Source organism: Caballeronia humi, assembly GCF_001544475.1.
GTDB lineage: Bacteria > Pseudomonadota > Gammaproteobacteria > Burkholderiales > Burkholderiaceae > Caballeronia > Caballeronia humi.
Map to the genome: position 1 here is coordinate 103648 of NZ_FCNW02000002.1, position 12116 is coordinate 115763.

General features: G+C 64.2%; 10 protein-coding genes. 6 read left to right on the top strand and 4 right to left on the bottom strand.

Annotated elements, in window-relative coordinates; translation table 11 throughout:
* Positions 1-15 precede the first annotated feature (15 nt).
* Positions 16-435 carry a TOBE domain-containing protein gene (locus AWB65_RS03365; protein WP_087665795.1) on the bottom strand — a complete coding sequence of 140 codons (420 nt, stop codon included), beginning with the start codon at positions 433-435 and terminating at the stop codon, positions 16-18.
* A gap of 122 nt (positions 436-557) precedes the next feature.
* On the opposite strand from AWB65_RS03365, the gene AWB65_RS03370 reads away from it, so the two are divergent.
* Positions 558-1949: an ATP-binding protein gene (locus AWB65_RS03370; protein ID WP_087665796.1), complete on the top strand. Its 1392-nt coding sequence runs from the start codon at positions 558-560 to the stop codon at positions 1947-1949.
* Between the two features lie 7 nt (positions 1950-1956).
* Here the strand turns inward: AWB65_RS03370 and AWB65_RS03375 are convergent, their stop codons facing one another.
* Both AWB65_RS03375 and AWB65_RS03380 read right to left on the bottom strand, forming a co-directional pair.
* Positions 1957-3129, bottom strand: a complete 1173-nt coding sequence (locus AWB65_RS03375; protein WP_087665797.1) for a thiolase family protein — start codon at positions 3127-3129, stop codon at positions 1957-1959.
* 69 nt (positions 3130-3198) lie between these two features.
* A complete protein-coding gene (locus AWB65_RS03380) occupies positions 3199-4503 on the bottom strand; it encodes an MFS transporter (protein WP_087665798.1) in 1305 nt (434 codons plus the stop codon).
* 316 nt (positions 4504-4819) lie between these two features.
* Between AWB65_RS03380 and AWB65_RS03385 the strand changes: the two genes are divergently transcribed.
* Both AWB65_RS03385 and AWB65_RS03390 read left to right on the top strand, forming a co-directional pair.
* Positions 4820-5587, top strand: a complete 768-nt coding sequence (locus tag AWB65_RS03385; protein WP_087665799.1) for an SDR family NAD(P)-dependent oxidoreductase — start codon at positions 4820-4822, stop codon at positions 5585-5587.
* 10 nt (positions 5588-5597) lie between these two features.
* Positions 5598-6401 carry an enoyl-CoA hydratase/isomerase family protein gene (locus tag AWB65_RS03390; RefSeq protein ID WP_087665800.1) on the top strand — a complete coding sequence of 268 codons (804 nt, stop codon included), beginning with the start codon at positions 5598-5600 and terminating at the stop codon, positions 6399-6401.
* A 9-nt stretch (positions 6402-6410) separates the two neighbouring features.
* Here the strand turns inward: AWB65_RS03390 and gcvA are convergent, their stop codons facing one another.
* The gene (gene gcvA, locus AWB65_RS03395; RefSeq protein WP_087665801.1) at positions 6411-7310 is read right to left on the bottom strand and encodes a transcriptional regulator GcvA; all 900 of its coding nucleotides are present in this window, start codon (positions 7308-7310) and stop codon (positions 6411-6413) included.
* Between the two features lie 167 nt (positions 7311-7477).
* Between gcvA and AWB65_RS03400 the strand changes: the two genes are divergently transcribed.
* From AWB65_RS03400 to AWB65_RS03410, 3 genes are all read left to right on the top strand, one after another.
* On the top strand, positions 7478-9433 hold the full coding sequence (locus AWB65_RS03400) for a CaiB/BaiF CoA-transferase family protein (protein WP_087665802.1): 1956 nt from the start codon (positions 7478-7480) through the stop codon (positions 9431-9433).
* A gap of 87 nt (positions 9434-9520) precedes the next feature.
* Positions 9521-10366 (top strand): oxidoreductase, encoded by an 846-nt coding sequence (locus AWB65_RS03405; protein ID WP_087665803.1) that lies wholly within the window; start codon positions 9521-9523, stop codon positions 10364-10366.
* 104 nt (positions 10367-10470) lie between these two features.
* On the top strand, positions 10471-12087 hold the full coding sequence (locus tag AWB65_RS03410) for a D-alanyl-D-alanine carboxypeptidase/D-alanyl-D-alanine-endopeptidase (protein WP_087665804.1): 1617 nt from the start codon (positions 10471-10473) through the stop codon (positions 12085-12087).
* Positions 12088-12116: the final 29 nt, after the last annotated feature.

Sequence of the window (12116 nt, forward strand, 5' to 3'; positions counted from 1 at the left end):
CCGGCCTTAAGCGGCTCAATCGACCGCAACAATCACGCTCGATGCCTTGAACACGGCGCTCGCCGGCGTGCCGACGGCGAGGCCGAGCCGCGTGGCGCTGTCGTTGGTGATGATCGCCGCGATCTGCAGGTTGCCCGCCGAAATCGTCACTTCGGAGTTGACGGCGCCCGTTTTCACGCTCGCGACGGAGCCGCTCAGCACGTTGCGCGCGGAGATCTTGGCGGGATCGCTGTCGACCATGACGAGCACCGACGATGCCTTGATCAGCGCCGACGCCTTCGAGCCGACGGCGAGCCCAAGCGACTTCGTGCTTTCCTGCGTGACGACGGCAACGAGCGTGGAGCCGTCGACGCTCAGAGTGATCTCATCGTTGACGGCGCCGGATTTGATTTCCTTGATTTCGCCGGAAAAATGGTTGCGGGCGCTGGTTTTCATGACGTTGTTCTCCTGGGTAGTGGTTTTGATTGTCCGGCAATTGTTCAACACGCATCTTGCGACACCGGTGCGATACTTTAGCAAAGCGGCAGTTAATGCAATCAAACCCACAGGAACGCCCGATGGATGGTCCCGAAGCCAGGCTGACGAATTCGCTGCAATACCGGCTTTCGCTGTGGCTCGCCGCGGCGATCCTGATCAGCGCGCTCGCCGCTGGCGCGTTCTCGTTCGGCGCGGCTTTTTGGGAGGCCAACCAGATTCAGGACGGTCAGTTGCATGAGGTCGCCGCACTCGTAACGAGCGATAACATCGACGTAATGGCGCGCGGCTCGGCACACTACGTGCCGTCTATAGAGCCCGAAGCCAAGGTGATCGTGCAACGCTTTCCCGACCACGAGCAGATGCATGGCGCGCTCTTCGGCCTTCCGCCCGGGCTTGCGGACGGCATCCACACCGTGCCGATCGGCGGCCTCGAATGGCGCGTCATCCTGAAGACGATCGATGCGCACACGCGCGTTGCGGTCGGCCAGCAGACGGCCGACCGCAATGAGATCGCGCGCAATAGTGCCGTCGCGACGCTGATTCCGTTCGTCGTGCTCGTGCCTGTGCTGCTCGCGATCGTCGCGGTGCTCGTCAGGCGCATGTTCAAGCCGCTCGCGCGGCTCGCAGCCGAGCTGGACAACCGCTCCGAGCACGACCTGGCGCCCGTCGCCAGCCCGCTCGATGCGCGTCTTCCCACCGAGATCACGCCGTTCGTCGTGGCGAACAATCGGCTGCTCGCGCGCGTGGCGCGGGCGGTGGAACTGCAACGGCGCTTCGTCGCCGATGCCGCGCACGAACTGCGCTCGCCGCTCACGGCGCTTTCGCTGTACGCTGAGCGGCTGGAGGCGACCGACATGTCGCCGCAAGCCCGCGAGCGCCTCACGACGATGCGCCAGGGCATCGCCCGCACGCGCGCGCTGCTCGAACAGTTGCTGACGCTCGCGCGCGTGCAGGAAGCCGCGCAGACGAAGCTCGCGCGGGTATCGGTCGAGGGCGTCGTTCGGCGCATCCTCGAAGACCTGATACCGATCGCCCAGGCCCGAAATCTCGACATCGGCGTGGTGGGCAACATGAACGCCGTCGTCGAGACGAGCGAGAGCGATCTCGCGACGATGCTCAAGAACCTCGTCGACAACGCGATTCGCTACACACCGCCCGGCGGCCGCATCGACTTGTCGGTGCAGACCGGGCACGGCGGCACGTCGATCCTGATCGACGATACCGGCCCCGGTATTCCCGTAGCAGAGCGCGAACGCGTTTTCGACCGCTTCTATCGCGTGCTCGGCAGTGGTCAGTCGGGCTCGGGGCTCGGCTTGTCGATCGTCCAGACGATCGCCGCGCGCCTCGGCGTGCGCGTCACGCTCGGCGATGCGCCGTGGGTGCCAGGCAGGACTGGCTTGCGCGTGGTCGTCGTGTTTCCGGAGGCCATAACGCAGCGCGAGTCGAAGGCGGAGTCCGCGACGATCGACTGACACGCGTTTACGTCGAAAGAATCGTCACGAGCGCGACGGCCGAGTCGCCCGCGAGTTGCCCGCCGTTGTTTTCGGCGAGCGCGACCTTCGCGCCCGGACGCTGCCGCGCGCCCGCCGTGCCGCGCAACTGCCGCGTGAGTTCGACGATCTGCGCAACGCCCGTCGCTCCGACCGGATGCCCGCGCGACAAGAGGCCGCCGCTCGGATTCACTGAGATTCGACCGCCGAGGTCGGTGTCGCCCGAGCGAATCAGCTTCGGCGCGTCGCCGGGCGCGCAGAGACCGAGATTCTCGTAATGGATCAACTCGGCAGGCGCGGACGCATCGTGCAACTCTACGACATGCACGTCCGACGGCCCGATCCCTGCTTCTTCATAAGCCGCGTTCGCGGCCCGCACCGCGACGAGTTCGCCCGAGCCATCGGCCTTTGCCGAAACGATCGAACTCGCGCGGATGAACACTGGCCGGATGTCGTGCTTCATCGCGTAGTCCTCGGAGCAGATGAAGACCGCCGCGCCTCCATCGCCGATCGACGAGCACATGAAGAGCGTGAGCGGGTCGCTCACCATGCGGCTTTCGAGCACTTCCTCGACGGTCGTTTCCTTGCGGAACTGCGCATGCGGATTCAGCGATCCCGCACGCCGGCTCTTCACGACTACGCGCGCGAAGTCGCTGGCCTCGGCGCCGGTCTTCTCCATCCACTTGCGGGCCTTCGCCGCGTAGAGGTCCATGAAGAGCGAGCCGGTGCCGGTTTTCACACCTTCGGGCAGCGGCTCTTCCAGATCGACGGCCTTCGCAAATGCGCCGAACGACACCGCCTTGTCCTCGTGCGAGAGCTTCTCGACGCCGACCACGAGCGCCGTTTCCGCCTGTCCCGACGCCACCGAGAGCCACGCAAGGTTGAGCGCCGAACTGCCCGACGCGCACGCGTTCTCGATGTTGAACATGGGCTTGCCGTCGAGCCCGGTATTGCGCAACGACGACTGCGCGCGAATCATTTCCTGGCCCGTGACGACGCCCGCCGCCGCGTTGCCGAAGAAGACGTGTTCGACGTCGTTCACCGTGACGTGCGCGTCCCTCAGTGCGAGCGCGACCGCTTCTTCAGCGAGCGACTTGAGGTTGCGGTCGAGGAACTTGCCAAAGGGCGTCATGCCGACGCCGCCGATAACTACATTGCGCATACTGTCTCCAATCGAGAGTGTAAAAAACGAACTGCTGCGGTGACGCTTCAGCTTTCAGAGTCGTCGCTCCTAGTCGAGAATCTTCCCGCGTGTCTCGGGCATCCGTGCATACACGACGAAACCCACCGAGCACACTACCGCCACGTAGACCCACACGTATTGCGACAGGCCCGAGCTGGTCATCGCGGTCATGATGTAAGGGAGCGTGCCACCGAACACCGCCGCCGATACCGCATACGGCAGCGCCACGCCTGTTGCGCGCACTTCGGCAGGGAACTGCTCGGCCATCACGGTGGCGCACGTCGCGGCGAAGCCCGAAGAGAGCAGCATGCCGATCGTGACAATGGTGGTGGCCGTCCAGAAGTCGTTGGTTAGGAAGTGCAGAGCGGGCCATGCGAAGAGGGCCGAGCCGCCGGCGAACACAAGCAATACGGGCTTGCGCCCGACGCGGTCGGAGAGCATGCCGATCAGCGGAATAGCGACGAGCGAAGCGATGATCGAAATAACACTCGCGCTGAACGCTTCGCGCAGCGGCAAGCCAGTGCGCATGTGTGCGAAGGTGGGAAACAGCACGAGCCAGAGGTAGATGCACAGGTTGCCCGCCATTGCGATACCGATCACCCGCAGCGCCGCGCGCCGATGTTCGCGCACGATCACGAGAAACGGATGTCGCGTGCGCCGATGCGATGCCGCGGTCCGCTTGAACGCATCGGTTTCGGCGACGGTCAGCCGCATCCACAGCGCGACGAAACCCATCAGTCCCGCGATCGTGAACGCGATGCGCCAGCCCCAGGCCGCCATGTCCGGCGGCGCGATGACCGACGTGAGGATGTAGCCGATCAACGCCGCGACGAGCACGCCCGCGTTCACCGCGAAGTGCTGCCACGATCCCGCGAAGCCGCGCCGCGAAGGCGCCGACGATTCGATCAGGAACGTCGATGCAGAGCCGAACTCACCGCCTGCGGCAAACCCCTGGATCAGCCGAGCGAGCACGAGGACGATCGGCGCCGCGATGCCGATCGTCGCGTAACCGGGACACGCCGCGATCACGAGCGAGCTGCCCGCCATCAGCGCGACCGACAGCGCGAGGCCGTTCTTGCGGCCGTGACGATCGGCGTAGGCGCCCAGCAGCGCGCCGCCGATAGGCCGCATCACGAAGCCGACCGCGAACACGGCGAACGCCGAGAGCAGCGCGACGCGATCGTTGTTCGCGGGGAAGAAGTGCCGCGAGAAGAGTGAGGCGAAGGTCGCGTAAATGATCCAGTCGGTGAATTCGACGATGGTGCCGAGTGTCGCCGCGATGATGGCTTTTCTCTGCGCTCGCGTGAGCGGCGTCGCGTCTGCTGCGACAACCTTTGGAAGGGTGGTATCCATCTTTGTCTCCGTGTTTCTTTGTCGTGATTGCGTGCCGTCCGGATGACGCACGCGCCGATTGCCGGACTCCTTGCGCCGTTGCAGCCAGAAGGCACCTCGGCACATGGACGCATCGTAGGTTTGAAGAACGTAGCCGTACAAACGATTTTTTCTCAGAACTGGCATGAGTTTTTTTCGTACCCCCTGATCGCTTGACGCATGGCAGACTTCGATTGATCGCAAGTCAATTGAAGTCGCAGGAAATGTCGTTTGAGCGGGGACGTGGCGAGCCCTAGCATCGAAGCATGCAAGGACTTTCATTCAACGGAGACACGCCATGAACGCAACCACGAACCATCGATCAGATGAAGTCGCCATCGTTACGGGCGGTGCGAAAGGCATCGGCCTCGGCATCGCGACGGCACTCGCGAAGAGCGGCCGTCGCATCGCGCTCTTCGATCGCGACGGCGCGAGCCTCGACGAAGCAGCCAGCGCGCTCGCAGCCGAGGGTGCCGACGCGATCGGCCTCGCGGTCGATGTGACGAAAAGCGAATCGGTGAACGCGGCGGTGGAGACGGTGGCGGAACGCTTCGGCCGCGTGGATGTGCTCGTGAACAACGCGGGCATCGTGCGCGACAAGCGCATCACGAAGATGAGCGACGACGACTGGGACGCCGTCATCGACGTCAATCTGAAATCGCAGTTCCTGTGCTGCCGTGCGGTGCTGGAGTACATGGTCCCCGCGCAGTACGGTCGCATCGTGAATATATCGTCGCGCGCGTGGCTCGGGGGTATCGGGCAATCGAACTATTCCGCTGCGAAGGGCGGCGTTGTGAGCCTCACGCGCAGTCTTGCGCTCGAATGGGCGAGCGCGGGCGTGACCGTCAACGCGATAGCGCCGGGCATCGTCGATACGCCGCTCTTTCGCAAGTTCGACGCCGATCTTCAGGAGCGGCTGAAGAAATCAGTGCCGGTGCAGAGGATCGGCACGCCGGAGGACATCGCGCAGGCCGTGCTGTTTTTCGCGCAGAAAGAGGCGTCGTACATCACCGGGCAGACGCTTTATGTGTGTGGTGGCCGGTCGCTGTCGTCGCCGAGCGTTTGAGGGAACGAACGTGACCATCCACTACACAGTTTCGAATTACGTCGCGACGATCGGCCTCGATCGCCCCGAAGCGCTTAATGCACTCGATCTGGCGAGCCTCAAAGAACTGCGCGCCGCGCTTTCGCGAGCGCGCGACGATGACGACGTGCGCGTGATCGTGCTGACCGGTGCGGGACGCAAGTCGTTTTGCGTCGGCGCGGATCTGAAGAACACGCTGCCGCCGTCGACCAGCTTCAGTTCCTCATTCGTCAAATCGATCGATCGCGCGGGGGCCGAAGGCATCTATGTGCGCCTGATGGACCTGACTTCGTTGCGAATCTTCAAGCCGATCATCGGCGCGATCAACGGATATTGCCTCGGCGGCGGGCTCGAACTGGCGCTGCAATGCGATCTGCGCATCGCGTCGAGCAACGCGGTGTTCGGCTTGCCGGAAGCGGTCGTCGCGAGCATCCCGGCCGTGTGCGGGATTCAGGCGTTGCAGAAGGCGGTGCCATCGGCGATCGCGATGAAGATGCTGCTCACCGGCGCGAAAATCGACGCCGCTTACGCGGAGCGCGTGGGTCTCGTTTCTGACGTGACGGAGCCCGAGGCACTGATGGACAAGGCACACGAACTCGCGGGCGCGATCGCGGCCAATGGTCCGCTTGCCGTGCAGATGATCAAGAAAGTGGCGGAGACGAGCAGCAACGTGCCGCTTACGCAGGCGATCGAATTTACTGAACTGGCGTGGGGCGCGATGCGCGAATCGGAGGATCGGGTGGAAGGGCGCAAGGCGTTCGCGGAGAAGCGCAAGCCTCGTTTCAAAGGGCGCTGAAAAGACGTGTCACACCTGCTCGTCGCATGTAGACAGCAGCCAGGTGCGGAACGCGGCGAACTCGGGGCTCGCGAGATGCTTTGGCGGATAGACGAGATAGTACGTGTACGCGCCGAGATCGAGCACGAACGAAAACGGCATGACGAGCGTGCCGGCGCGAAGCTGGTCGGCAACCAGCACGCGCTGCGCAATCGCGATGCCGTGCCCTTGCGTCGCGGCGAAGTACGCGAGGATCGAGCTCTCGTAGCTGAGGCCGCTTAAGGGATTGACGCCGCGTACGCCGGCCGCGTCGAGCCATTTGGCCCAGTCTTCGCGGCGCGCGAGTGAATGAAGCAACGGAACGTTGCGAAGGCTCGACGCGGTCGCGTCCGTCAGCTCGGGATGCGCGTGCAGGAACTCGGGGCTGCATACCGGGACGAGTTCGTTTGGCACGAGCCGGTCCGAACCTACGTCCGACGACGGCGTGTGCGAAAGCCGGATCGCGGCATCGACGTCTTCGGCGTTGAAGTCCACCGCCTGCAGCGAAGTAGTCAGGCTCACCTCGATGTCGGGATACTCGCGATGAAACGTCGAGAGACGCGGCAGCAGCCAGTTCATCGAGAACGTCGTATAGGCGCGGATCTTCAACGTGCGACGGCGGCGCGCTTCAGTGAGGTTGATGGTCGCGGTGCGCAACGTTTCGAAGCCGCGCACGATGTCCGTCAGATAGCGCTCGCCCATCGGCGTCAGCGTGATCGCGCGATGTCCGCGATCGAAGAGCAGCACGCCGAGCTGGTCTTCCAGCAGCTTGATCTGCCGGCTGACGGCCGCGGGCGTGACGTTCAGTTCGTCGGCGGCGAGCTGAATGCTCAAGAGGCGCCCGCAGACTTCGAAGGCGCGCAGCGCGTTGAGGGACGGAAGGGTTCGCATCAGAAAATGGTAGCACGGGCGTTGTGTGTGGCGGAGCGGGTTATTACCGGCAAAAGCCCTTAGAAAAACTCAACTGAGGTTCGAATAAAAGTCGTTTGTCTGCGAATGCGGGGCAACGTATCGTTTTATCCAAGGTTTAAGCGCAGGTGACGGAAATGGAGACGGCAATGCTGGACGGAGTACGAATTCTTGCGTGGGGCGAACGCAGCGCGGTGAAGCTGAGCGCGACGCTTCTCGAACGCGCAGGTGCCAGGGTCGAAGTCACCGACGCCGACCCTATCGACGCTTTCAGCTACGACGCGATCGTGGTCTCATCGGACGTGAGTTCAGCGGCGCGGCGCGGCGTGATCGCGGAACTGAAGTCGGCGGGCAAGTACATCGTCTGCGATATCACCGCGACCGGTCCGCAAGGCTCGCGAGCGGGCATCCCATGGACCGATGCGCAGATCCAGGCGATGACCGGCCTCATGGATACGACCGGCTTCTCCAACGGCCAGCCCGTTCGCATCGGCGTGCCGTTCACGGAGATCTCGGCGGCGATGTACGCGGCTGCCGCAGTGGCTTCGGCGCTTCGTGTCGCGACGCTGCGCGGCATCAGGCAGAACATCGACGTCACGCTGTTCGGGTGCGCGGCGAGCGCGCTGACCACGTTTCTTCCAGCCGCGTTCGCGAGCGAGACGGTCGGGCGCGTCGGCAACCGGCATCCGGCGTGCGCGCCCTGGAATGCATTCAGAACACGCGATGGCTGGATCCTCATTTGCACGAGCACCGAGGAACAATGGCGCAAGATCAAGCACGCAGCCGGTGTGCCGGAACTCGAGGACGCGCGGTTCGCGACGCTCGCGGATCGCGTGCGCCACGTCGGTGCCCTCGACGCGCTGATCGAAACGTGGACGCGCACGTTGACGACCGATTCCTGTTCGCGCCTCTGCGAACGCATCGGTGTGGCGGCCGGGCCGATCGTATCGGTCGCGGACTTGCCGGGCGAGCCCAACTTTCGGATGCGTCACGCGCATGCAGCAGAACAGGTGGATGCGCAAGGCGTCGATCAGGAGACGTATCGCGACGTATCGGTGTTTCGCACGTCGCCGCTGATCAGGACCAAGGGTGAAGAAACGATACAGATGACCGAGGGTGCCACTGCCGAAAACGATGCCGGCCCGCTCGCCGGCGTGAAGGTGATCGAAATCGGCCAGTACACGACCGCGCCGCTCGTCGGCAAGCATCTCGCGGCACTCGGCGCGGAAGTCGTGAAGATCGAGCCGCCCGAAGGTGAAGTCGCGCGCGCATGGATGCCGGGGCAGAACGGCACGAGCTACTTCTTCGCGCTCAACAACACGGACAAGCAGACGATTTCGCTCGATCTGAAACAGGAAGCGGACCGCGCGCATCTGCGCAAGCTGCTCGCTACCGCCGACGTCCTCGTCGAAAACCTGCGGCCCGGCGCGCTCGCGAAACTCGGTTTCGATCGCGCGGCACTCGGTGGTATCAACCCGAAGCTGATTTATTGCTCAATATCCGGCTTCGGCATCGAGTCCGCGTATCCAACGCGGCCAGCGTTCGACACCGTGATCCAGGCGATGGGCGGACTGATGGATCTCACGCGCAGTGAAGGGATGCCCGTGAAGCTCGGCGCATCGGGCGCGGACATTCTCGGCGGGCAGGCTGCGCTCTTTGCGATCGTCGCGACGCTGGCCGGTCGCGCACGCAACGCGGGCACCTTCGTCGAAGTATCGATGCAGGACGTCGCCGCGTGGTGCGCGTTGTTCGCGACGGGCAATCCGCAGCCAACGGGTGCGGCCGTTCCGTGCAGCGACGGTTACGTGTGGGTCGAAGGCGATTACGCCGGAACGCACGCGAAGTGCGGCGCGATGACGAGACAGCGCGCAGTCGCGAGGCTCGCGGCGTCGGGGTTACGCGCGGTGCCGGTCGCACGCGTGCACGAGTTGATGGAAGACGGCGACTTCCTCGCTGACATGCTGAGCGTCGCGCGCGACACGCGCGGTGCGTTCTGGCCGGTGCTGAAGGTCCCGTACCGGCTTTCGCGCACACCCGCGCGCGTTCGCGCGGTGCCGGGCGCGCCCGAATGCGTGACATTCGCGGACGAAGTTCATACCGATTGAAAGATCCGGCGCTTTGAAAGCCGCCGGCGATGCGCAGTCGTCACGACTGCACGAAACGCCAACTACTTTTGCAAAGGAACTGCAATCATGGCTCAAACCGATACTGGCAAGGTCTGGTTCATCACAGGCGCATCGCGTGGCTTCGGCGCACTCATTGCCCGCGGGGCGCTCGAACGGGGCGACCGCGTGGTCGCGACGGCGCGCAATCCTCAGACGGTCATCGAGCGCTTGGGCGATCATCCGAACCTGCTCGCCGTGAAGCTCGACGTCACGAACGAAGCCGATGCCGTGGAGGCCGCGCGGCAAGCGGTGGCGCGCTTCTCGCGCATCGACGTGCTCGTCAACAACGCGGGCTATGGGCTGCTGGGCGCGGTTGAAGAATCGAGCGACAGCGAAGTCAAGGCCGTATTCAACACGAACGTTTTCGGCCTGCTCGCCGTGACGCGCGCCGTCTTGCCCCAAATGCGCGCGCAACGCAGCGGCCATCTGATCAACATTTCGTCGATCGGTGGCTACTCGGCTTATCAGGGCTGGGGCGTGTACGGCGCGACGAAGTTCGCGGTCGAGGGCTTGAGCGAGGCGCTCTCGCGCGAACTGGCGCCGCTCGGTGTCTATTCGACGGTCGTCGAGCCGGGATTCTTCCGCACGGACTTCCTCAACGACGATTCGCTCGTCTCGACCAAGCTGCATATTGCTGACTACGCCGAGACTGTGGGCGCGATGCGTGACTTCGCGGCTGGCGCGAACCATCAGCAGCCGGGCGATCCGGCGAAGCTCGCGCAGGCGATCCTGACCCTCGCCGACAGCCCCACGCCACCCGTGCGCCTGCCGCTCGGCACGGATACGATCGCGCGGATCGAGGAGAAGAATCGCCATGTCGAGGCCGAACTGAAGGCGTGGCGCGAGCTGGCGATTTCGACAGATCTCGCATAGGGAAAAAGGGCACGCGAACGTCAACCGGTTGCTGCGCGGGTGCGCCATTCGCGCGATGATGGCGAACCGCCCGATCCACGCATCACGCACCGACGGAGTTCGCGATGACCCTGCATCCGACGAATGGACCGAAGCTCATTTGTCTTGCCATTGCGGCGTTCGGCGCCATTTCGCTCGCGGCTTGCGGATCGAGCACGCCGGGCGGCACGCAGCCGATTCCCGCCGAAATAACGAACGTGATGCAGAAGCCTGTCTACAAGAACGCGGTTTGGTCGCTGCATGTGATCGATCTCGAGAGCGGGCGCGTGGTTCATGCGCAGAACGCCACGGCTCCCACGCTGATTGCGTCCGTGCGCAAGCTCTTCTCGGTTGGCATGGCGCTGAACCAGCTCGGGCCGGATCATCGCTTCGTTACGCCCGTCTACCGCCAGGGCGTGGTCGATGCGGGCGGCACGCTCAACGGCAACCTCGTGCTGGTCGCGAGCGGCGACTTGACGATGGGCGGCCGCACGAACCCGGACGGGTCGCTCGCGATCAGCAACTTCGATCACAACGAGGCGAACGCGCTCGGCAACGCGCAGCTCACCACGCCCGATCCGCTCGCGGGGTACGACGTACTCGCGGCGCAGGTGGCGGCGTCGGGCATCCGGCGCGTGGCGGGCGAAGTCGTGATCGACGACCGGTTATTCGAGCCGTTCAACTTTCGCGGCGAGTTTGATGTGCGGCCGATCTTCGTCAACGACGATACCGTCGATGTGATCATTGGCGCCGATGCGTCGGTCGACTGGCGGCCGAAGTCGGCGGCCTTCAGCGTGCTGTCCGGCCTGCAGGCAGGCGGGCAAGGCTCGGCGCTCGATATCGAGCTGGCGCCTGAGCCACCGACCTGCATCGGTACGCCGAATTGCACGGGCAGGGTGATGGGCAACTTGCCGGCCGGCTTCGTGCCGCCGCTGACAAACGCGTACCCGCTGATCCGAACGTTTCGCATCACCGAGCCTTCAAACTATGCGCGCACGGTTTTCATCGAGGCGCTCGCGCGCGCAGGCGTCACGGTGACGGCTGCGAACGTCGAGCCGAATCCCGTGCAGTTGCTTCCGGCACAGAATTCGTACGTGCCGTCGACGCAGGTTGCGCAACTCTTGTCGCAGCCCTACGGCGATTACGCGAAGCTGATCGACAAAGTAAGCTACAACATCGGCGCCGACATGAGCCTGATGCTGTTCGGCCTTGCCGCCGACGGCTCGACGACCGTCGCGGACGCGCTCGCCGCCGAACAGAACGCGCTCTCGACGCAGTTCCAGATTCCTGCGAGCGACCTACATTTCATCGACGGAAGCGGCGGCGGCGAAACCACCGCAACCGGCCAGGCGGTCACGACATTGCTCACCGGCATGACGAAGCGCGCGGCGTTCCCGTCGTACTTCGATTCGCTGCCGGTTCTGGGCGTCGACGGATCGTTATCTTTTGTAACGGACTTCGAAGCCGACCCGACGCTCGCGCCGGCCAAAGGACAGGTACATGCGAAAACGGGAACGTACGTGGGCGGGCCGCCGCTCACGTTGAAAGGGCAGGCGCTCGCTGGCTACCTCGACGCGAAGAGCGGGCGCCGGCTCGTTTTTTTCCTGGCGGTGAATGGCGTGCCGATTACGTCGATCAACGATGTGCTTGCCGTTTTTCAAGACCAGGGGACGATCGCCGCGATGTTGTGGAAGCTGCAATGAAGGGCACGAGAGATGCTACAGGTTGAACG